Annotated in this window: 21 protein-coding genes; 19 read left to right on the top strand and 2 right to left on the bottom strand. The window is 45.0% G+C overall.

Annotated elements, in window-relative coordinates; all coding sequences use genetic code 11:
• Nucleotides 1–297 precede the first annotated feature (297 nt).
• The 9 genes from ACMXYU_RS04335 to ACMXYU_RS04295 all read left to right on the top strand — a co-directional run bounded on the left by ACMXYU_RS04335 (nt 298) and on the right by ACMXYU_RS04295 (nt 10624).
• On the top strand, nt 298–1347 hold the full coding sequence (locus ACMXYU_RS04335) for a glycosyltransferase family 4 protein (RefSeq protein WP_415900372.1): 1050 nt from the start codon (nt 298–300) through the stop codon (nt 1345–1347).
• Nucleotides 1344–2243 carry a hypothetical protein gene (locus ACMXYU_RS04330; RefSeq protein WP_415900371.1) on the top strand — a complete coding sequence of 300 codons (900 nt, stop codon included), beginning with the start codon at nt 1344–1346 and terminating at the stop codon, nt 2241–2243. Before ACMXYU_RS04335 ends, ACMXYU_RS04330 begins: the two co-directional genes overlap by 4 nt.
• On the top strand, nt 2161–2652 hold the full coding sequence (locus ACMXYU_RS04325) for a hypothetical protein (RefSeq protein ID WP_415900370.1): 492 nt from the start codon (nt 2161–2163) through the stop codon (nt 2650–2652). Before ACMXYU_RS04330 ends, ACMXYU_RS04325 begins: the two co-directional genes overlap by 83 nt.
• Nucleotides 2653–2837: 185 nt before the next feature.
• Nucleotides 2838–3806, top strand: coding sequence for a DUF4114 domain-containing protein (locus ACMXYU_RS04320; protein ID WP_415900369.1), 969 nt, complete (start codon nt 2838–2840; stop codon nt 3804–3806).
• Between the two features lie 203 nt (nt 3807–4009).
• Nucleotides 4010–5458: a lipopolysaccharide biosynthesis protein gene (locus tag ACMXYU_RS04315; protein ID WP_415900368.1), complete on the top strand. Its 1449-nt coding sequence runs from the start codon at nt 4010–4012 to the stop codon at nt 5456–5458.
• Between the two features lie 2 nt (nt 5459–5460).
• Complete coding sequence (locus tag ACMXYU_RS04310; RefSeq protein WP_415900367.1) at nt 5461–6825, top strand: O-antigen ligase family protein; 1365 nt, start codon at nt 5461–5463, stop codon at nt 6823–6825.
• A gap of 131 nt (nt 6826–6956) precedes the next feature.
• Nucleotides 6957–8762: a glutamine--fructose-6-phosphate transaminase (isomerizing) gene (glmS, locus tag ACMXYU_RS04305; RefSeq protein ID WP_415900366.1), complete on the top strand. Its 1806-nt coding sequence runs from the start codon at nt 6957–6959 to the stop codon at nt 8760–8762.
• Entirely contained in the window at nt 8759–9490 is a 732-nt protein-coding gene (locus ACMXYU_RS04300; protein WP_415900365.1) for an acyltransferase, read from the top strand. The genes glmS and ACMXYU_RS04300 overlap by 4 nt, the downstream gene beginning before the upstream one ends.
• A 12-nt stretch (nt 9491–9502) precedes the next feature.
• Nucleotides 9503–10624 carry a glycosyltransferase gene (locus ACMXYU_RS04295; RefSeq protein ID WP_415900364.1) on the top strand — a complete coding sequence of 374 codons (1122 nt, stop codon included), beginning with the start codon at nt 9503–9505 and terminating at the stop codon, nt 10622–10624.
• A 66-nt stretch (nt 10625–10690) separates the two neighbouring features.
• On the opposite strand, the gene ACMXYU_RS04290 is transcribed toward ACMXYU_RS04295, so the two are convergent.
• A complete protein-coding gene (locus tag ACMXYU_RS04290; RefSeq protein WP_415893695.1) occupies nt 10691–11002 on the bottom strand; it encodes a hypothetical protein in 312 nt (103 codons plus the stop codon).
• Nucleotides 11003–11344: 342 nt separating this feature from the next.
• Between ACMXYU_RS04290 and ACMXYU_RS04285 the strand changes: the two genes are divergently transcribed.
• The 10 genes from ACMXYU_RS04285 to ACMXYU_RS04240 all read left to right on the top strand — a co-directional run bounded on the left by ACMXYU_RS04285 (nt 11345) and on the right by ACMXYU_RS04240 (nt 21372).
• Nucleotides 11345–12478 carry a beta-ketoacyl-ACP synthase III gene (locus ACMXYU_RS04285; RefSeq protein WP_415900363.1) on the top strand — a complete coding sequence of 378 codons (1134 nt, stop codon included), beginning with the start codon at nt 11345–11347 and terminating at the stop codon, nt 12476–12478.
• Between the two features lie 222 nt (nt 12479–12700).
• A complete protein-coding gene (locus tag ACMXYU_RS04280; RefSeq protein ID WP_415900362.1) occupies nt 12701–13195 on the top strand; it encodes a hypothetical protein in 495 nt (164 codons plus the stop codon).
• Complete coding sequence (locus ACMXYU_RS04275; protein WP_415900361.1) at nt 13185–14684, top strand: GumC family protein; 1500 nt, start codon at nt 13185–13187, stop codon at nt 14682–14684. Before ACMXYU_RS04280 ends, ACMXYU_RS04275 begins: the two co-directional genes overlap by 11 nt.
• Nucleotides 14681–15772, top strand: coding sequence for a glycosyltransferase (locus ACMXYU_RS04270; protein WP_415900360.1), 1092 nt, complete (start codon nt 14681–14683; stop codon nt 15770–15772). The genes ACMXYU_RS04275 and ACMXYU_RS04270 overlap by 4 nt, the downstream gene beginning before the upstream one ends.
• A gap of 1 nt (nt 15773) precedes the next feature.
• A complete protein-coding gene (locus ACMXYU_RS04265; RefSeq protein WP_415900359.1) occupies nt 15774–16952 on the top strand; it encodes a glycosyltransferase family 2 protein in 1179 nt (392 codons plus the stop codon).
• Nucleotides 16953–16974: 22 nt separating this feature from the next.
• Nucleotides 16975–17610, top strand: coding sequence for a sugar transferase (locus ACMXYU_RS04260; protein ID WP_415900358.1), 636 nt, complete (start codon nt 16975–16977; stop codon nt 17608–17610).
• A 237-nt stretch (nt 17611–17847) separates the two neighbouring features.
• Complete coding sequence (locus ACMXYU_RS04255) at nt 17848–18147, top strand: STAS domain-containing protein (RefSeq protein WP_415890550.1); 300 nt, start codon at nt 17848–17850, stop codon at nt 18145–18147.
• Nucleotides 18148–18157: 10 nt separating this feature from the next.
• Complete coding sequence (locus ACMXYU_RS04250; RefSeq protein ID WP_415893688.1) at nt 18158–18547, top strand: hypothetical protein; 390 nt, start codon at nt 18158–18160, stop codon at nt 18545–18547.
• Nucleotides 18544–20637, top strand: coding sequence for an SLBB domain-containing protein (locus tag ACMXYU_RS04245; RefSeq protein ID WP_415900357.1), 2094 nt, complete (start codon nt 18544–18546; stop codon nt 20635–20637). Before ACMXYU_RS04250 ends, ACMXYU_RS04245 begins: the two co-directional genes overlap by 4 nt.
• A gap of 12 nt (nt 20638–20649) precedes the next feature.
• On the top strand, nt 20650–21372 hold the full coding sequence (locus tag ACMXYU_RS04240) for a hypothetical protein (RefSeq protein WP_415900356.1): 723 nt from the start codon (nt 20650–20652) through the stop codon (nt 21370–21372).
• On the opposite strand, the gene ACMXYU_RS04235 is transcribed toward ACMXYU_RS04240, so the two are convergent.
• Complete coding sequence (locus tag ACMXYU_RS04235; protein ID WP_415900355.1) at nt 21369–22874, bottom strand: SpoIIE family protein phosphatase; 1506 nt, start codon at nt 22872–22874, stop codon at nt 21369–21371. The two genes, ACMXYU_RS04240 and ACMXYU_RS04235, sit on opposite strands and share 4 nt — an antisense overlap.
• Nucleotides 22875–22937: the final 63 nt, after the last annotated feature.

Genomic DNA, 22937 nt, shown 5'->3' with positions numbered 1-22937 from the left:
TCCTTACTATTGAAACCAATTTGCTTGATGTATTGGTTACAGCAAGAAGCCAGCCAAAATATTTATCCTTAAATTTCAATAAGTTAAAAAACAACCAAAAAACACAGCCTCATTTTGTTTCTCAAAATGCGAAACATTTCTGCAAATTGCGTTAATTAACCTGATTTTAAGCTCCCCCTTACCCACTCAGATTGGCTCAATGAGCTAACCAGCTGTTTTTACTAGAGAAGCTTTTGAATGGCCTAGGCCTTGCTGATATCTGGATGAACAATCTCAGCGATATAGGAGGAAGGGATTATGTCTATTCATGACTGGCTTATTTATCAACTGGTTGATAGTCGCCATCAAGGCGGGATCGAGAGCCATATTCTTAACCTCACTCGCTGGTTAAACCAAAACGGTTACCGTAGCGAAGTTATCTTTATGCGAGATTTTGGCGCGCACCCTCTAAAAGATAAGTTAACTGAAGAGGGGCTCCCTTACAGATGTTTAAGTAGCTACCAAGAGCTGTATAAGCTACTCACACACTCCCCCAGTATTTTGAACACCCATGGTTATAAAGCTGGGATTATTGGACGAATCATCGGAAAGCTAACCTCTACACCGGTGATCTCCACTTTTCATTCTGGGGACCTGGGTAAAGGTAAATTAAGGTTTTATAGCTGGTTAGACTACAGCACATCTATCTTAGCTGACCGCGTGCTTAGCGTGAGTGATGAAATCTCTTCTCGATTGCCTATCACATCGCAACAGATCGCTAACTTTGTAGCCCCCGCCAAACTGCAAACAGAACGCGGTAAGGCTGTCGCTTTTGTCGGCCGACTCTCCGGCGAAAAAGGGCCCGAAGCTTTTGCTCGAATTACAGAAAAATTACCTAAGGAACTCCCCTGCCATGTCTATGGCGATGGTCCACTCAGAGCTGATTTAGAACGCGAGTACCCCCACCTCAACTTCTTAGGTCAGGTCGAGATGGATCAACATTGGAATGATATAGGTCTGCTTTGTATTTCGAGCAAAAGCGAGGGCCTGCCTCTAGTAGCGCTCGAGGCAATGAGCCGAGGTATCCCAGTAGCTAGTTATCGATTAGGTGCGATTCCTGATCTGATCGAAGATCATAAATCCGGTTGGTTAGTGCAGGCAGGTGATGAAAACGCGCTCGGTAAAGTGATTGCAAACTGGTGGACCCAATCGGGTACAGAGAAAGCCGCCATGTCGATCGCAGCTCACCACAGAATCTGTAAGTACTACAGCGATAGCACTGTTATCCCTTCAATTTTAGAGATCTACGCACAAGCTGCACACCACAAAGGCTTCTTAAACCTTAAGTTCGACAGGAGGTCATTATGAGAAGTTTAGCTAGCAAAGCGTCAGCTGAAACACTGTTCTTCCCATTAATAACTTACTTAGCGGTGCTGAATGCACTGCTACCAGAAGTGATTCGAACGCTATTAAGTGAGCCGTTCAATGCTGCAGTATTTAATGGCTTAGGACATAGTTTTGTTGTTTGGGTTGTACTTTTTATCAGTTTAAGACTGACCTTAGAGGTACGTTTTAACAAGGTAAAAACGACGCCCATTTATATCTATGCGGGCATTCTTTTATGCGGATTACTATTGATTCCTAACGCCCTATTAAGTTGGCTGGTCGCCGCTACATCTGCATGGTTATGGTTACGCCACCCATTGCAGGAGAAACACAGAATTGCAGCCACGATCCTGTTTGCAATGGCAATTAGGGAGCCTTGCTGCCAGCTCAGTCTGACCTTATTTGCTAACCAAATCCTAACCTTCGATGCCTGGTTTAGCAGTCTGTTCTTACCCCTATTTCAGATTGAAGCTGCGGTTGCAGGAAATACGATCGTGCAAGCCAACGGCTTTAGCTTACTTGTCCTTACAGGTTGTTCAGCATTTACCAATATGTCTCTGGCGTTGCTGCTGTGGTTGACCCTGAGTTTATTAAAACATGGCGAACTTGAGCGAAGAGATATTAAACACGCCGTTATTTTAGCTCTAGTAGTGCTCACCATTAACGGGCTTCGTCTATCCGCCATGACGATCGATCACGACTGGTACAGTTTTTTACATGATGGATTTGGCGCTACCGCCATCGAATTATTTACCTTTATCGTCACATTAATCTGCGTTCGTAGGAGAGATAACTATGAAAATGGCCATTCTACTTCCACTGGTTCTAATTTTATCCACCAGCTTGTCACTCGGTTTAAAAACATTAAAAACCATTAATATCGGTACTCAGGAAGAACAAGCCGGAGCTGTTTCGCTAGATATTCCCTCGCTTCGATACTTGGGCACGATCGAAGCTGCAAACCAAGGCCCCTATAAAGTCAGCGGTTTTCAGGATCAACAATGTGAAGGTTCAATTGCTCTGCTTCCTCTGTTTAGGAATGCCGAAGGTAGCCATATTCTGAAAAGCCTGATTAAGGCAGAAGATAATCGTTTTGGCGTTATTTTCCGAGGAAAGATCTACCCTGAATTCCCACAACTGGATTACACCATCGACCGCATAAGAACTGGCGTCTCCACGTTTATTTATTCCACCGAATCTACAGCGACTGCCCAACCTGCGGTTTTGGCTTTTATCGAAATTGGTGGTTGTCAGATTGCAGAAAAGGTAGCACGCATCAATGTTTAGTGCCGCTTTCATAATGCGAAAATTTATCAATTTGAGAGTCATTTAAAAAATGATCAACGACACAAAAACTTTCAAAACACGCAAATTCAATAAGTTACAAATTCAAAGCATATGGAACAACTCTTGCTGCAATTTAATTAGCTCTATCAGTAATACCTTTAATGCATGCAGGTATGGGAGGAGATATGAAACATCAAATACGAAGTATGGTGTTCACAGGAGTGATGATTTCTATCGCGCAGAATGCCCTGGCCGCTGAGGATGAAACAGATTCCTTAGTAAACATACAACTTGAAGAAGGACTGTTAACTGAAGTTCAAACTGCACTGCCTGAGAGTACAGTTGCTAATCAGGAATTTTTGGATACATCCTATGACCCTAATTTAACTCTACAAGAAGATGCGCATATCTCTATAACCTTTCTAGATGAAGGAGCTGGATATCGAAATTCTCTAGGTTATTTTACCTTCACCGATGATGCGTTTGATGGCTTAACCTTTGGAGACATCGATTTGGATGGCTCTGGTCATATCGGTATATCTGAATTACAAAATCTATCCGGTATAGAAACAGGAATGATCTTTAACAATGTTTCAGAACAAGGAGGGGGAGGTAGTTTACTTTCAGGTGATACTGTCACACTTGGAGGTGCAGAAATCACTAATATCGATGGTACAAATTTTAACATGGAAGGGGGCACTGTCTTTGAAGCAGGTACTAATGTCGGTTTCTTCCTCCTTCAAAACGCCTGGGATGGCAGCCAAGTAAAAGGCTGGGACTATACCAGCTCTGATCCTTTAGCCATGTTCACTATCGATTTCTTAAACCCTGAGAATGACAGCTTTGCAACTATCGATAATGCAGATGAATATTCTCGCCATGTTGCCATGATGAGCAGTCTATCTGCTGAAGATGATCTCATTTTAGGCTTTGAGGATCTTGTAAGGCCTTATGGCGACAATGACTTTAATGATGCCGTTTTCAGTATCAGAACAGACCCAGTAACCGCTTTGTATGCAGACGTTCCGACAACTGAAACCGTTATCAGTATGCAGGCGGCACCTGCACCTTCACTGGGCAGTGGTAGTGCGGGTTTATTAACGGCTCTACTCTGTTTTTTCACACTTAGACGTAAACCATTTAAATCAGCATAAGCTGAATACCTTAAAACTACCGAATACGGCCTACGGGCCGTTTTCGCATTTTGCGAATCAAAATTGAAATCCTCTCCTTTTTAAACCGATCAACTGTTCCACAAAAAACCAAATAGCTGCTAACCAGCTGAATTTAAATACTTTCTCAAATATGGCCTGTAATTCGCTCCATTATTGAGTATCTGAATGAAAGGAGGCTTACCATGTTAAAACGTATAGCTAATTTACCCATCGCAGTTCAGCACAGTCTGATCTACGCTTCAGCCATTGCCCTCTCTAAAGGGTTGGCTTTGATCATGGTGCCAGTCTCTACTCATTTTTTAACTCCTGAAGATTATGGTCGCCTCGATGTTCTGCAAACCTTGGCTGACCTACTAAGTATTGTGATCGGTATGGGACTAGCTGAAACCTTATTCAGGTTTGCGGGCAGTGCCGACAATGAAATCGAAAAACGTAAAGCCAGTGCCAATATTTTTGGTATGGCGATCTGCCTTGGCGGGTTAGCGCTCATTTTAGGGCAGCTATTTGCTGGCCCTATCAGTCGCTTGCTTCCAGGGGATATTGCCGAACTGGATACGCGCCTCATTCTCGCCAGCTTATCCATGGTTGGTACCATTTTAATACCCCTCGCATGGCTGCGTATGTCAGGTATGGCTTGGTCTTACCTAATAGGAACGGCGGGGCGTGTGGCATTACAGGTAGCGATTGCTGTACCGCTACTGTTTATGGGTTTCGGTGTGACAGGGGTGCTTTGCGCAACGTTAGCCTCTGCCATTTTGCTCTGTAGCTGGCTGATCCGGAAACAATTGAAAGATACGGGAATTAGCTTTGAGTTTTCACGCTTTAAAACCTATTCCATTTACGGTGGGCCACTGATCTTCGTAGGTATATCTGGCTTTGTTTTAGGTAGCTTTGACCGTTGGATTTTAGCCGATGCTGTAGGTACAGCCGAAATGGCACAATATGCCCTTGCGGCTAAATTCGGCCTGATTACTGCAGTATTGATTCAACCATTTGATCTATGGTGGCATGCCCGTCGTTTTAGTTGCCTTAAAGAAACCGACGGCAAAATCAGATGTGCCAAAATCGGAAGTTTAGGCGTAATGATCGCCATTATTGCCGCACTGTTTATCGCTGCTGCAGGACCTACTATGGTCCGACTCTTAACCCCTTCAAGCTATCACGACTCAATCGTTTTTATCCCTTGGCTTGCCGCCTTAGCTGCTGTGCATAACATGACATCAACACTCGCCTTTGGCGCGATGAGCGAAAACACCACTGTTCGCCCAGCGATGATTGATGGTGCTGCAGCTTTTATCGCACTTGTCGCCTATTTAACCTTGATTCCAATTTTCCATGCTTGGGGTGCTATTGCAGCCACTTGTCTGGCCTTAAGTAGTCGCTTAATCGCAACCTATTATGTAAGCCAGCGGTCATTACAGCTGCCATACCAATTGCGCCGCCTGTTATTCACAGGAACTGTAGGAGTACTTTGTATAAGCCTGATTTCATCTGCACCATTAAGCTGGTCAGTGTTACTGCAAAACTGCGCCATCATTTTTGGCTTTATCGCTACAGCTACTGTAGTGGGGCTGATTCCTATCCCGAAAAAAGTTCTGAGTATGACGACTCAACTACTAGATAGGTCATAGCGATGAATCTTCGAGTAGAGGGCAATGGCTCACAAATTTTAGTAGCACTCACCTGCATAGGTTTGCTGACTGCGGCTTGGTATCTCGTACCTCATCCTGCAGTCAGTGCCATTGCTCTACTACCACTGATGGTCTTGATTGGTTTACGCCTGCCCTTCTTGCTTTGCTTAGCTTTTATCGCTTTCTCTTTCTTTCGATTGCACGAAGTCTTTCCTCAGCTCTATCCACTGAAAATTCCACAACTACTCGCCATCGCAACACTGGGTTCTCTTTCAATTAACCTCATTACAAAACGCATTCAAGTTTTCTGGTGCCGAGAGCAATCTCTATTTATGTGTTTTTTCTGCTTGGTCGTCATCGGTGCCGTGTTAGCAACCAACAGAGATGCCGCACTTACTTCACTAAACGGAACCTATGTAAAAATTGCACTCATGCTGATAGCGATTAGTTGGCTACTACGACAGGAAGCTCAGTTTAAAGTTCTGATCCTCAGCATGATGTTGTGCGGCATCGCAGTAGGCGTGATGGCGCTTTATAACAAGCAGATGGGACTGGAGCTTGTTGAAGGAACACGTGTCACAATAGGCCGTAGCATCGGCTCTATGCTAGGTGACCCGAATGACCTATCCCTGGTACTTTTATTTCCAGCTAGTTTTGCTTTAGCCTGCTTTATGACTCCAGGCTTTGGAAAAGCGATTAAACTGCTGAGCTTGTGTGCTTTTCTTACGGTATTTTGCGCCATTATCGCCACTCAAAGCCGCGGCGGTATGCTAGGCATTTGTGCCGTCGGTGCTGTATTTGCTTGGTATAGAGTCAAAAATAAAATGCTGCTGATTGGTGCTGGTATTTGTGCACTGAGTATTTTATTTGTAATTGCGGGGGTGAGTGATCGTGCTTCAGGTGGTGCCCACGAAGAAGGTATTGATGAATCAGCCATGGGTAGAATCTATGCTTGGCAGGCAGCAATGGGCATGGCAATTCACCACCCAATTACCGGTGTCGGCCTAAATAATTTTATATCTAACTACTTCGAATACAGCCCCCATTGGGATGGAAAAAACCATGCAGTTCACAGCACCTGGTTTGGCGTCATGGCCGAGACCGGAATACTCGGCTTTATCCTATTTATCGCGATTATTAGCAGTATTGCCAAAATAAGCCTGACAACCGTTCAGCATTTCCGCCCAAAACCTAACCAACCATACTCCCCTGTTCTTTATGCCTGTGCCCAGTCGGTGCAGGCAGGACTGGCCGGGTTTTGTATTTCTGGCACCTTCCTCACTATGGGTTTTACTTGGCCTATCTACATTCTTTTGTCTGTCGCCATCGCCCTTTCTCAATATCAAAAACGTCAATTAACAAAATGATTCGCATTTTGCGAAAAACAGATTCAAAGCTTTACCGCATAACACATAACCATTTGATTTAAATGCATTTAACAAATGGCACAAGTCCTGCAAAACCTAGATATGACTTTTAAATCTGCAGGAGATTAGGCATGTGTGGAATAGTAGGCTCGATTAATCATAACGACATTGTCCCTGAGCTATTACAAGGATTAAGTAACATCGAATATCGCGGATATGATTCTGCAGGTATATCAATACTTGCACCTAATGGCATCACTACCGTCAAACGAGAAGGGAAACTACAGCAACTCAAAAACCAACTTGATCAGATGCATCTCTCTAGTTGTGCAGGGATTGGCCACACTCGATGGGCCACTCATGGCAAACCCAATGAGTTAAATGCACACCCCCATTCCAACAGTGACGTTGCGGTGGTTCATAATGGCATAATTGAAAATTACATCGACTTAAAACAATGGCTGCAAAGTGAAGGGTTCGTCTTTCAAAGCCAAACTGATACTGAAGTTATTCCCCATCTAATCAGCCTGTTTTTACAGCAAGGGTATGAACCTGAAAAAGCGCTTAATCGTGCGCTCTCTCACCTTCAAGGCGCTTTCGCATTAGGTGTACTTTTTAAAGAAGATGAGCAACATGTTTATGCTGCGCGCCGGGGTAGCCCTCTGGTCTTAGGTAAAAGTGAGCAAGGTATGAGTTTAGGCTCAGACTCTATGGCACTCAGTGGTTCGCCTACTCATATTCTGTATTTGGAAGAAGGAGATCAAGCTTGTTTGGACCGTGAAGGGTTCAGTCTAGTTGACTCATCAGGCCGTGTTATTAAACGAGAAATGCAGTTATTCGAAGCAGAAGACCACTCTCAAGATAAGCAAAACTATCGCCATTACATGCATAAAGAGATCCACCAGCAAGCAGATAGTGTACGCAATACGTTCTATCACACTCAGAGAGTACTCCCCGAAGCCCAGATAGATTTTAACCAAGTCGATAGACTCAATGTCATTGCATGCGGCACTTCCTTTTATGCAGCAATGGTCACTAAATACTGGTTTGAAAAGATTGCTAAATTGCCAGTTGATGTCGAAGTCGCATCTGAGTTTCGCTATCGCTCTCCTCTGTTGAGCAAACAAGGTATCTCTCTATTTATCTCTCAATCTGGCGAAACGGCAGATACTTTGGCAGCACTGCGTTATGCCAAGAAACAAGGTCAAAAAACTATAAGTATTGTCAATGTTGCAGAAAGCACTATCGCTCGAGAGACTGACTTCAGTATACAAACTCAAGCTGGGCCTGAAGTAGGCGTTGCATCAACTAAAGCATTTACTGCCCAGTTAACGGTGTTAGCTACCTTAGCCGTCCGCGCTGCTTTTTGCCGAAAAGAGATTGATCTGAATGAAGCCTCAAAATTAAGCCTCGAGCTTTCCACTATGCCCTCACAGGTTGAGCTGGTTTTACAACAAGAATCCTTGTTCGAGTCTATCGGTGCATCGATGCAAGATTGTCAGGATGCCTACTTTATCGGACGCGGCTCTAACTTCCCTATCGCTTTAGAAGGCGCGCTTAAACTAAAAGAGATCAGTTACATACACGCTGAAGGTTTTAGTGCAGGCGAGTTAAAACACGGTCCTATCGCCCTGATTGAAGAAGGTACACCAGTATTTGTCATCGCACCTAATGACGATCTGCTGGATAAAACCAGAGCCAATATGGAAGAGGTTATGAGCCGTGGCGGACGCTGCATATTCTTGGGTGATTCCGAAAGTATCCGTTCTCTTCGAGATCTAGAAGTTGAATCAGTAACACTGCCTAATGCTAACTCAATTGTAACCCCCATTCTGTTCACTATCGCGTTACAACTCATCGCTTATCACGCTGCGTTGGCGAAAGGTACCGACGTAGATCAACCTCGTAACTTAGCTAAATCGGTGACAGTAGAATGAACAAACTACAAGGGCTTAAACAGTGGGTTAAAACAGGTAATCATCCACTGGCCCGTACTTTAAAAGCCTGTCATTACACCTTGCACAATTTCGAAATCCCGGCGGTAAATCTAGTGTTTAAACCGATTCGTATGGGGCACACATTATGTACTGGGTTTATCAGTGGGCTTGCACGGGTCTTTTATTGGACACCAATGTTTAAGACCCGCTTAAGCCAAGCTGGTCGCCAATTGTATCTCTACGGTGGCATGCCGCTTGTCCAAGGTAGCCTTAATATAAGCATGGGTGATCGCTGTCGTATCTCCGGCCAGACCACTTTCTCCGGCCGTTGGAGTGGAAAAGAAACACCACAATTAATTATCGGCAACAACGTGGGTATCGCATGGCAAACCACCATCGCTGTCGGTACCAAAGTTGTTCTGGAAGATAACGTCCGTATTGCAGGCCGAGGCTTTCTAGCGGGCTACCCTGGTCATCCTGTGGATCCAGAAGCTCGTGCCAAAGGGCTACCGGATACGGAAGATCAAATTGGTGACATCATCCTTCGTAAAAATGTTTGGCTCGGTTCTGGAGTCACTGTAATGAAAGGAGTCACGATTGGTGAAGGGACTATCGTCGCTGCTGGAAGTGTGGTGACTCAAGACTTACCACCTTTTGTGATTGCAGCCGGCGTACCAGCAAAAGTGATCAAACCGCTATCTCAACCTAAACCATGCAAAGTAGCGTAAAGGAGAGATCACATGAATATCGATCTATTAGTTTTTGGTGAGGACTGGGGTGGACACCCTAGTAGCACCCAGCATTTGATGAAGCACCTTTTAGCCGATAATAAAGTGCTATGGGTAAACTCCTTAGGCTTAAGAAGACCTAGGCTGAATCTGCGTGATATGAGCCGCATCTGGAATAAGCTCAAGGCTTTACTGCAGGCTCCTAAGCCTAAGTTATCTGGCGCACACCCTAGCTTGGTAAATCCTATGGCACTGCCATTTCCGGGTAGTTCTCTTGCGAGAACAGTGAACAAAGAGTTACTCACCAACAAACTTCGCCCTTATCTGAAGGATCAAAGCGAAGCTCCAATTTTGTGGACTTCACTACCCTCAGCAGTAGATGTTGTAGGCAAAATGGGCGAACGCGCGGCCATCTATTATTGTGGTGATGACTTTTCTGCCTTAGATGGTGTGGACCATGCACCAGTCGCCAAAATGGAACAGGAGTTAGTTGAAAAATGTCAGCTAATTATTGCCGCAAGCCCTAAGCTGGCCGAGAAGTTCCCAGCAGGAAAAACTTTGGTATTACCCCATGGGGTCGATTGCGAGATGTTCGGCCAACCCGCAGAACGTGCATCCGACCTTCCTGATGGTCCTGTCGCTGGATTTTACGGTGCGCTAGCAGGCTGGTTTGACCAAGAGCTTTACATTGAAGTCGCTAAGCGCCTACCCCACTGGACCTTCGTGTTGATCGGCCCAGCACACACCGATATCAGTGTACTGTTAAAACAGCCCAATATTGTTTGGTTAGGCCCTAAACCTCATCATGAGCTGCCTCACTATAGTCAGCATTGGGATGTTGGTTTGCTGCCCTTCCTTCGTAATGAACAAATCGAAGCCTGCAATCCGCTGAAATTACGAGAATATCTTGCAGCAGGCTCTCCAGTGGTAAGTACTGATTTCCCTGCGCTAGACGGTTATCGAGATCTCGTAAAAGTAAGCAATGCGGCTGATGGTTTTGCTGCGGCTATCGAAGAGATAGGTAACACAGAAAAGCACAGAGAACTGATGAAAGAGATCCGCCGCAATCGTGTAAACCGCGAAAGCTGGACTCAACGTGCTGAGGACTTAAAAGAGATGCTTAATGATCTTTAATAAATCACCATTATTCAGGGGAATAGATCATCGCATCTAATTCCCCTGAAAAAGAGAATCGTCAGATTAGACGATTCTAAGAATTTCCCAATATTGTGAACCGGAGACAATATAAGGCTCTAGTTCCTTACTCCACGTCTTGTGAGCTTCTATATCCCCTAATTTTTGCCAAGACTCATCGAGTTCGGTTAATCCCGAGATCACCACTTCAGAAATTACAACAGACTCTTTGGCACCTACAGACCCTGTGACAATTCTTACTTTGTCAGAGGTCCATCCTATTTGACTGCCAATCTCTTCAAACCACCGAGACAATGAATCAATCACTGTTTGTTTGTGTCCAAACCTCGCATCTATATGCCATCTTGCAAGCATCATACTCCTTCCCTCCTTTAGAAAAGGCTCCATAGAACGGCGAGTTAAATTTTTTTGATATTTAACTATCCGACGGACGATCACAAACCTTCCTAATACACACAAACAATAGTGCCTGATAGGATTTTCAGCGAGAAAGGGACAGCAATCTCTTCGGAATTATTTTCATAGTGAAAAGCGACCCATAGGCAATGGCCATTTTGAAGTTCAACTTTAATAACTGAAGGAATTTGCCAGTAAAAAATAACGCTTATGTTAATGGCATAAGCTATGTTTAACGGGACAATCTAACGTTGGCTTTTATAACCATTACAGCCCTATAACCTGCCCTGCCGAGACAATTTTATGAATTCGATCCCTTCCTCAGTCGTCATCAGCGGTTTCGGTCTTTGGACCCCTGAATACAGTATCAGCAACGAAGAATTAGTAGAGGCCTATAACCAATACGCCGATAACTATAACCAGCAAAATGCCGAAGAGATCGCTGCTGGTAAGTACGAAGCTAAGCCTTTATCTAATGCCGAATTTATCGAAAAGGCGTCAGGTATTAAAAGCAGATTTGTCTACCGCAAAGAAGGCGCGCTTGATCCAGAAAGAATGCGCCCTTACATTGAGCCACGGGATAATGATCAGCTTTCCCATCAAGCAGAAATGGCCATAGCAGCCGCGAAAAAAGCACTCGCAAAAGCGAATAAAAACGCGGCTGATATTGATGCTGTGATTGTTGCTTGCTCCTATACCGAAAGAGCTTACCCAGCTATTTCGATCGAGGTTCAGCAAGCATTGGGGATCCAGGGCTTTGCCTTTGATATGTTGGTTGCATGCTCTTCTGCCACATTTGCCTTGCAACGAGGCTATGAGATGTTAACCGCTGGGACTGCAAAAGCTGTTTTGATCATCAATCCAGAATTAACATCACCTCAGAATAACTGGCGCGATAGAGACAGCCATTTCATTTTTGGTGATATCTCTGTCGCTACCGTAATGGAGAATGCCGATAGCTGCACTTCAGAAGAAAGTTACGATGTACTAAGTACCAAATCCGTGACGCTTTTCTCCAACAATATTCGCTCTAATTTTGGTTACCTTGCCTACACCAATGATAGTGATCCCTTCGGGCAGGATAAGTTCTTCATTCAACATGGAAGAAAGGTGTTTAAAGAGGTCTGTCCTATGGCCGTAGAACACCTCTCGACCCAGCTCGCGTCTTTGGGGATTGAAAACCAGCAAGTCACCCGCTGGTGGCTTCATCAGGCCAATATCAATATGAATCAACTGATCAGTAAAAAACTATTAGGGCGAGAAGCATCGCAAGAGGAAGCGCCGATCATCTTAGATCAATATGCCAATACAGCCTCTGCCGGCTCACTTATCGCATTCAACCTATACCAATCCGACCTAAAGAAAGGTGATTTAGGCGTTATCTGTTCCTTTGGCGCAGGCTATTCCATCGGTAGCTTAGTGATTAGAAAGCGCTAATTTCGCAAAAGATACCGCCTCTGAAAGATCTCTCAAGCTTATTCTCATTTTGAGAATCAGCTTGAGAAAAACCTCAAAAAGCCTAGTTCACCCCGTATAAATAGCCCTCTCCACAAACAACGAAACCCTAGTATTCATGGGGCTTACAGATAATTTCATTTAGGTTGGCCTGAAAGCTGCAATTTCTTGAGCAATAACAAAATTTTGCTCAGGAGATAGACCATGTGCTCTAAGTTTATTGCAACCACCCTGTTCACTTGCAGCCTTTTTTCACTGACAGGATGTACTGCAGCACTAAAAACCATGGATATAGGTTTTTTAGGCTCCGAAGACGCACCTGTAGCAGAAGAAAGCATCAGCGTAGATCAACTTCTCTCCCGTGCCCGCGGCGAGAAAGGTTACGCAGATAACCACGTCCCTCGTGAACTTGTTTTGCACTTCGCAGATGACACTGTGGCATTAGATGAGAATCAAAAAGATAACCTCAACGAATATGCCAATGCTCAGCCTTCCAAGCTCAGTATCGAATGCTCACCGAGTGAAAGTTCGGATCGGTTTGTAGCGGTCGGTGTAGGTATCAACCGTTGTAACACTGTGAGTAACTTTTTGGAAAAGCGCGCCAAGAAAACCGATATGCGCTTATCCCCTTCATTAGCGCCAAATCAGGTGCTGATCAAAAAAACCAATAACCTAACGGTAGCTAACCATGATTCGTAGCGCATTAGTCAAAAACATCGCGTCCATCCTATGGGCGGGATGGAGGCGTCGCTATTTAATCGCGCTGCCTATTTTGCTTATGCCATTTATTGGTTTGGCGATCGGTATTCTGTCGCCTAAAAAATATGAAACAACCACCACCATCTTGTTTCAAGAAGCGTCTGAACATAACCCATTTCTAGAGGATCTATCGATCGCGACGAACCTTCGCCATCGAATGGAAGCGCTTAACGCTCTTCTACATAGCCGCCATATTCTTGCAGGCGTCGCTTGGCAACGAGAGATGATTACCGAAGAGATGGATGAGAAAGAGAAAGCCTACATCATCGGTCAGCTATCTAAGTCTCTTACCGCAAAATTGGTTGGCGACAACCTGATTAAGATCTCCTACAAAGCCGAAGACAAAACACATATGAAAGAGACGTTGTCTGTTGTCAGTATGCGTTTTGTCGAGCGTGTGCTTGCTCCGCAGCGTTCATCAATTGTTCAATCAGAAACTTTCCTAGCAAAAGAATTAGAGACCCGAAAAGCCGATCTGCAAACAGCAGAAAAAGCCTTAGCCGAATATAAAAATGAGTTCGCCAGCGAGCTACCCGCATTGCATGGTGCTAATGTGGCGCGCTTATCCAATCTAAAAGCCTATATAGCTGAACGCCGCATCGAGCTTGAAGGCGCTAAAGCAGCTCAAGCAAGCCTAGCGTTGCGCCTATCACAAACGAACCCAGTGGTCGGCAAGATTGAGGAAGCCATCATCAACGTGATGGCCGAGTTAACACAGCTTCGTGCTCGGTACACTGACGAACATAGCCAAGTGCAGCATGTACTTGCGCAGTTACAGTCTCTAGAAAGAGAACGCAGTCGCATTTTGGAAAGCATGAAAGCTCTCAACCAAGGCGACCTCAATAAAGTAAAACTTGAACGCCTTTGGGCGATCGCCACTACCGCAACGACCAATGAATCAGAGCAAGGTGGCAATCAACACCCACTGCTTATTTCCCAGCTAGAGCGCCTGCAGCAAGCCGACGACCATATTGAACGTTTAAGCAAAGAGGTCAGTTCCTTAACTGCAGAGATTGAAAACCTACAAAACCGTGTGAATGGCTACGGCCAGCACGAGCGTCGTTTAAAAGAACTTGAGCGCGACATTCAGGTTCGCCAAAAAATCTATGAAGACTTAGCTGAACGTCATGAGATGGCCAGGGTTACTCGTTCACTTGGTAAAAATGAAGAGAGTGAACGCGTAAAACTGATCGACCCACCTTTTGAACCTCTGGCACCTATCAACCTTCCCCTTATTGCTTTTGTTATTGCCGGCGTTGTTGCGGGCATCGGACTTGGTTTTGGACTCGCTGTAATCGCAGAAGTCCTCGATACCACCGTTCGCCGTAAAGACACCTTAACAGAGATGTTAAATGTCCCTGTGCTCGTTCGAATTCCGCCGCTTGAGAAAGATTTAAACGATATAGCATTGCAGGAGAGTACATCGTGAATACAGTAATCGTACAAATCGTCCAACATCTCCGCCCTGGCGGAATAGAAACCATGGCTTTAGACCTGTTAAACCAACTGAGTAATAAAGCCGATGTCTATATTTTTAGCTTAGAAGGCAGTTATGAAGAAGCGGTAAAAGAGTGGCCAAGACTGGAACAATACCGATCTCAACTGCAATTTTTCCACAAAAAAGAGGGCATTAGTCCACGCTTATTTTTGCGTTTAAAAAGCGCATTAAAAGAGATCAACGCTACCGCTATTCATACTCACCATATCGGTCCTCTGCTTTACGGTGGCATAGCGGCCAAATTATTAAAACTTCCTCATGTTCATACAGAACATGATGCATGGCACCTCAATGCATCTGCAAATAAACGTTTGCAAAACCATCTGATCCACTTTCTAAAATTTACGCTAGTTGCAGATTGCGAAGCGGTCGCTAATGAACTGTTACACCACTTCCCAAATAGCCGCCCTGATATTATTCAAAATGGCGTCGATACCACACATTTCTACCCACCAACACCCATTGAAAAGTTAAAAAGCCGTAAGCGTTTAAACCTTCCGATACAAGGAACTTTGCTAGGTTGCGCCGCAAGATTAGAAGCAGTAAAAGGACATGAGTTATTGCTCAAATCCTTAAGCAACACCCATGCTAATTTATCCTTGGTCTTAGCTGGCGATGGTTCTCTGCTCAATCACCTGAAAACTGTTGCCTATGATCTGGGCATCCATGATCGTGTGTTTTTTCTAGGACACTTAGATGACACCCTTCCCTTCTACCACGCGATCGATATTTTCTGCCTTTCATCGCTTAATGAAGGTTTACCCCTTTCCCCATTGGAAGCTCAGGCGTGTGGTGTCCCTGTAATTGTGACCGATGTTGGAGGCTGTAAAACCATTGTTTGCCCAGACTCTGGAGATCTGATTCCTCCTGGCAGTCGTGTCGCACTTCAGCATGCCATTTTACGTCAGTATCTGATGCCTAAACGTCACAGCCCACGAGAGTTCGTGTTGAAAAAGGGCAACCTACATAAAACCGCTGACGCTTACTTCCAGCTACTGTCACAACCAAAGGAGGCTTAAAATGATTATCTTCTTATTGAGCCTATTTGCCCTAAGTTGGGTCTTAATTATCTATCACCATATCGCTTATCCTCTGATCATGAATCAGCTGAATAAGAGATCCCTTTCACCACGAGAAAAGAATATGGGTGAGCCGAATTACAGAAGCCTATGTATCTTTGTACCAGCCTACAATGAAGCTAATTTCATTGCAGATAAGCTAAGAAATATCGCAAGTTTGGATTACCCAAGCGACAAATTGCAGGTCATTATCGCCTGTGATGGCTGCAAGGATAGAACAGCAGAAGTTGCTCGTGAGGCTCTAAAAGCACCTGAATTAGCTCACTTAAATGTCAATATCCTGAACTTCCGCAAAAACCACGGAAAAGTAGCACTGATCAACCAGATCATCCCGAATATCGATGCTGACATCGTGGCGTTAAGTGATGCTTCCGCGTTGATCTCATTTGATGCATTAAAGCTGGTTAATCGCCACTTCGATGATCCTAAAACGGGCTTTGTTGCAGCTACCTACAAACTCTTATCTCCCGGTAGTGAGGGTGAAAAGCAGTACTGGAACTATCAAACTAAGCTCAAACAAGGTGAAGCGAGTATTGGTAGCGCAATTGGTGTACATGGCGCTCTGTATTTTATCCGCCAAGACCTATTTACTCCTCTACAGGCGAATACGATCAATGATGATTTTATTCTGCCCATGCAGATCATCGAGCAGGGTTATGAGGGTAAATATGACTGTGACCTAATCGGTTTGGAATTAGAAGCGTCCTCCCTCGATATGGATCATAAACGTCGCATTCGTATCGCCGCAGGTAACCTACAACAAGTCCTCAGATTGAGTACGTTACTTTCACCAAGTTTTGGTGGAACAGCCTTCAGTTTCTTTTCCGGTAAAGCGCTACGAGGCCTGATGCCGCTGATCTTGCTCGCGCAATTTATCCTGTGCAGTTTACTAGCGCTCGATCTAGATGCTTTTGCCATTTTCAGTGGGCTACAACTGCTAGGCATTGCGTTGGCACGCCTATCTACACTGATTCCAGAAAACAAAACTCCAACTCATATCTTATATAAACCTTTCAAACTCGGTTTTTATGTCATTAACGGTTACTACAACGGCCTTACTGGATGTCTGCGCTACTTAGCAGGTTTAGAGAAAGGCCATTGGAAATCAGTTAGAGATTAATGTCATATAAGGAGAGATTGTCATGAACAGTTATATTCCAACACCCGTGATTTTTGCCAAGCGTTTAATGGATATAGTAGTTGCAACCACAGGGCTGATTATTTGTCTTCTTCTCTACCCTTTTATTGCATTAGCAACCTATCTCAGCTCACCTGGACCAATCTTGTTCAAACAGCTCCGTATTGGTCATGCTAACGGCGAAAAAACAGAACTCTTCTGGATGTATAAGTTCCGCACTATGCGTTTAGATGCAGAAGCCGTTTCCGGCGCAACCTGGGCAACAGAAGATGACCCTAGAGTAACGACAGTCGGCCGCTTCCTTCGTAAGACTCGACTGGATGAGCTACCACAGTTTTTTAATGTTCTTAAAGGCGATATGTCATTGATTGGGCCACGTCCAGAGCGCCCAGGTTTCTATCAAAAACTGGAACACGCGATTCCGTTTTTTGCAGAGCGTACGTGGGGCATTAAACCGGGAATTACAGGCCTCGCTCAAGTTAACCAAGGTTACGACCGCAACATCGATGATGTGCGCTCTAAGGTTGCCTTCGATCATGCATATGCTCTCAGCCTTGGAAGCTTAGTAGGCTGGCTCCGTTCGGATTTCGGCATCATGTTTAAAACCCTAATTGTGATGGTGTGCGGACGAGGGCAGTAACGATGAAAAAGGGTCGTAGCTCAGAGCGAGTCTAAATAGATAGCTCTGAGCTCATCCAAGCCCAACAATACAGCACTCAAAATACGTTTTACAATTTGATTCGCAAAATGAGAATAGCGAACTTCATTCTCATTTCACACGAACCATAAATTCATTAAATCCTTAAAAATCAAAATGTTATCTCTATGGCATAGGGATTGCTCCTTCTTAGTCATAACCGACATAAGGAGAATCGTTATGCCAACTTTAGAAACCGTACAAAATGAACTACATCTTGAGATTGAAGGATCATTAGATGCTCTTGCCGTAGAGATTCTTCGACCAAAATTCGATGAATTAATTCAGGATCAATCTGACGTAGTCCTTAACTTAGGAAAAATTGAGTTTATCGATTCTTCCGGTATTGGCGCCATCGTCTTCCTTTTCAAACGCTTACGCTCCAAAGAACGCAAGCTTAGCCTTTGCGGTGTACATGGCCAGCCTCTAGAGCTGCTTAAACACCTTCGTATTGATCAATCGATCACTGTTCAGGACTGAGGCCAGAGCAATGAAATTGATCTCACTATTACTGTTACACACAACGCTAATGACCTCTTCAGGCTGCTTCTACCTAGTACCTGAAGGCGAAGGCGGTGTGGCGGAGCGTTTCCCAATTAAAAGCGAAGTTCCCACACTGCAATCAAGGCTGAAAAAGTGCGAAGCGGTCATTAGTGAACACAATTTAGATGGCAAACAAGACCAATATCCAGCGATCTATCAAGAGATTCAATTGCTGGTCACCCGTAGCAGAAGATTGTATGAGGCAAATTACCTTATGCAAGCCCAGCTACCTTTAGAGCAAGCAGAAAAGTTACTGCATATATTAGAGAACGGAGCTGCTTCCTTAAGAGTGAAAAGCCATTGCAACCAACAGCTAACTCAGGAGGCATGCATATGATCCCTCTAATCAGAACACTCATCTTATTTGTACTTTTCAGCGGTAACCTTTGGGCTGAAACACTTCGTCCAGGTGACATGATTCAGATAAAACTACCGGGTGAAAGCGCATTTGAACAAAGCTTTCAGTTGGACCAACAAGGACAGATCGTTTTGCCTGAGATTGGTGCGATCAACCTCGAAGGACGCAACTTAAGAGAAGCCAAAGCCCTGCTTAAAAACCGCCTTGGAAGTGTTTATAAGGATCTATCAAAATTTGATATATCCCTGCAAGAGCGTCGCCTTTCGGTCACTGTATTAGGCTATGTCAAAACACCTGGGGCTGTAGATCTACCGATCCATTCCAACGTCCAAATGGCGATTAACAAAGCCGGTGGTCTGGCTCAAGGTGCGCAACTAAACAAGTTGCAGATCCGTAGAAAAAACAAGCTGATCGAATTTGATTACAAACGCTATCTGGACAGCGGTGATCCTAGCTCTCTACCCGCTCTTAATCCTATGGATGTAATCTTTGTGCCAGCGTCTCCACTGATTGGTAATGTCCAAGTCGATTTCGATGCCCGTACACTGACTGCATCTGGTGATGCCGGTAAAAACGGTGAATCCGTGAAAGTATTTGGTGAGGTTCATCGCCCAGGTACCTTTGCCTATAAAGATAAAGCATCGGTAATGGATCTAATCATGCGTGCCGGTGGTGTAACACGCTATGCAGGTATTGAGCAGATCCGTGTTATCCACAACGGTCAGCCTTTCCCGTTCAACATGCGTGAATATCTAGACACCGGTAACCCTGCCCTTATGCCTGAAATCCATCAAGGTGATGTGATCTTTATCCCTCAAGCGACCGAGCAAGTTCAAAGTGGCTCTCGTACCGTTTATGTCATGGGTGAAGTTTTCAAACCCGGTGCTATGGAGATGGGTGAAGAAAGTGGTTTCTATGATCTATTAGCGACAGCAGGTGGTCCAACGCGTTTTGCTGAAACCCGTCAGATTCGCATTATCCGTGCCGATGGCCAAGTCGTTCCTTTTGACTTACAAGGCTATGTCGATGGTCAACGTCGCGGTAGTTTGCCTGAAATTCTTCCGGGCGATGCAATCCTCGTACCTGAAAAAACAGATATGAATGAGAAAAGCTGGTTAAAAGTTCATCCTAATCGTGCGGTTAAAATTATCGGTGCGGTAAGAAGACCTGGCCGTTACGAATGGGCATCTGAAATGACCATGATGGATCTGATTGCCCATGCCGGTGGCCCAATTGCCAGCGCTGACACTGCTCACCTGCAGATTCTGCAAAACCGAGGTAACGGCGTCACTGAGTCTGTAAGCTTTGACCTAAAACACTTCCTAGATAAAGGCGGTGATATTCGCCAGATTCCACGCATTCGCGCCGGTGATACCGTGGTGATCCCAGAACTACCTAAAGATCCAAATGACAACCGTTCACAGTGGGTAAGACAGTCTAGCGACCGTTCTATTTATATCTTTGGTGAAGTGGGTGCGCCAGGCCGTTACGCCTTTAACAACGAACTAAACTTCCTTGATATTTTGTCCGCAGCGCAAGGCCCTACAGGGTTGGCGGATCTATCTAGCGTACGTATCACTCATCGTAAACAGGGTAAAACGGAAGTTAGCCATCTGAATCTTCACAACTATTTCCAAACAGGTGATGAAACTCTGCTGCCTACAGTGAAAAACGAAGATGTGATCTTTATCCCGAAACGTGACCGTGCTTGGTTGGAAAAGCCAAAAGAAACTGTAGTTCGTGTACTGGGTGCGGTTGCGCGTCCAGGTCGCTATAGCTTTGATGACAACATGACTGTCTTGGATCTGTTAGCCGAAGCCGGCGGCCCACTAAACAGCGCTCTGCAGGATCGAATTATGGTGATTAACCGTATTGATGGCGAAGCTCACTCCCGTCTATTCGACCTTGTCGATTTTGCAAAAACCGGTGATTACCGCGACCTACCGGTGATTCGCTCCGGAGACACCCTGTATATACCGGGTAAAGAGCAAAGTACCTGGTATCGATTTGTCAGCACCCTACAGGAATCTGTAACTGTTATATCGTTTGCCACACTGGTTGGTCTGTAAAGGAGAACAACAATGTTAGCTTTGCATAGACATAGCGCGATAGAAACCGTTTACGCACGCGTACTGCGCCAGAACCTACAGCAATTTACCATCTGTAGTACCCAATCTGACGCAGGCAACACCTCACTGGCCTTAGCTGTCGCGACGCGAGCAGCTAAGGCAGGTAAAAGGATTTTGTTGATAGAATTGAATACCGGTAACCCCCAGTTAGCCAACTGGTTATCACTCACCAATAATGAGTGGCTACCTTTAACTGGCCACTGGGAGCATGCCGCGCAAGAAACCGATGTACCGGGCTTGATGGTTTTAAACTGCCCAGTGCAGTCGAGTCACTGTGTAGAGTTTAGGGATCTAGAAACCCTTAAGCTTTTTTTAAACAGTTGCCTAAATCTGTTCGATATGGTGATTTGTGACTGTGCGCCGGTATTAACCGAAAAATCACAGCTACAACACGATAACCATCTACCTGTAGATATCATCTGCTCGGCCAGCAAAGCGACGCTGCTGAATATAGTGACTGGACGAACCACTGAATCTCAAGTGGATGAAGCAAGGGAAACACTGAAAAATAGTGGAGCTATTCTGGCTGGTATCATTATGAATGATCGCTTCGCACCCTCCCTACAACAGGAGCTCGTCCGAGAAACTTATCGATTCGAAAAAAGGCTACCTAAACTGATGCAGTACCTACGCAAACGTTTTAGCCAGATGACCTTATTGAATCAGGAGCTCTAACTTCCTGTCCGCTCCAGCAAGATTAGCGTGAGATCATCATCAGGAGCAGACAGGTTCAAACGCGCTTGCAACAGATGATCAGCCGCTGCCGCTAAAGGCAGATGACGACTACGTTCAATAGCTGCTTTGAGCTCTTTTGGCATATCAACCGCCGCGTCGTTAAAACCATCTGAATAAAGCAAAATCCTATCGTTTATCTCTAGAGAAAAGCACGCTTGTTGGTAACCCTCAATCCCCATACCAAGCATTGGCGACTTAGCCTCAATATCTTTAACCTCGGTATCACTAAACAGGATAGGATTCGGATGGCCAGCATTGATGATGGATACATCCCCATCTGGAGATAAAGTCATTGCTGCAATGGTCGCCAAGGTTTTCTTGAGTACTGGGTCTTCATCAAAGCCAAGGGCTAACTGATTAAACAACACGGGTAATTTTATACCCAGCGAAGAGTAAGCAGAGCAAAGCCCTCTTAAATAGCCAGCAAGGGCATAAGAAAATCCTTTGGCAGACAAACCATGCCCCATCAGATCGGCAAATAGAAACAGAGATCGATCCTTTTGTGGATAAAACTGAACTAAATCCCCGCCTCCCGCTTCTGGATTGACGGTTCTGAGCTCTATCTCATAGCCTGGGATCTGCTTGGGAAGGCTTGGCCGTAGCCCTAGCGTGACTTTCTGATCCACCTCTTGGTGAATCTGCGCACTAAGATGCTCGCGCCTGCAGACGACCCGTTGAATCGTACTCAGCAGCTGTTCCCTGCTAACAGGCTTGGAAAGCAAATCATCAATTGGACGTCTTAGGGCTTTGTTGAGCAGCTCTGGTTCTATACAACCGGTCACATAAATAAACGCAGTATCGGCGACATCAGGGATATGGGAGATCTTATCGAATAGGGCTGGACCATCGGCTTGTGGCATGTGGATATCACACACCACCAGATCCGGCTTGTATTTAAGAACAGATTGAAACGCCTCTGCCACCGATGCTGCACTCAGCACTTTATATTGCGCTAGTAAATATTGCTCAATAACTAAGCGATAGGCTGGATCATCATCCACTACTAGCACGGTGAGAGCTGATTTAGCCTGCGGCCTTGCCTGGCGTAACACCATGACATTACAGGCATCGTCCCGATAACAGGCTGGGACATAGTGCATGTCATCAAAATAATGGGCTAACAGCTTTAAGCCCATTCCGCTTTCGGCAGCAGTTAAGTCCTCGGTATCGTCCAACATCTGACTAAACTGACTAAAGCTCGGACCGTTATCACGAAGTTCTAGCCAGTAATCAAATTGATCTCGACTCAAAGTCAGAGCAATTTCGGTTGGTTTGGGGTCAGGGTAGCGCGATAGATTAACGATTAACTCTGCGGTCGCTAACAGGAATGCATCTTTGTTTTTGCATTCAAATTGTTCCAATAGGATAGCGAGCTCTTCTCGCACCCTACGCGCTTCTTCCAACTGAGGTTTTAAATGCCATTCGCCTAATATTTCTGTCATTTCCGTGCCCAAACCGATATCGGATAAAATTCAATCACTTGGTGCTTGTAACAGCCTACCCTG

It is taken from the genome of Neptuniibacter sp. QD48_11 (assembly GCF_047778095.1).
In the GTDB taxonomy this organism is placed as follows: Bacteria; Pseudomonadota; Gammaproteobacteria; order Pseudomonadales; family Balneatricaceae; genus Neptuniibacter.
Note: the sequence above shows the minus strand (reverse complement) of the source record. Positions and strands in the feature narration are given on the sequence as shown.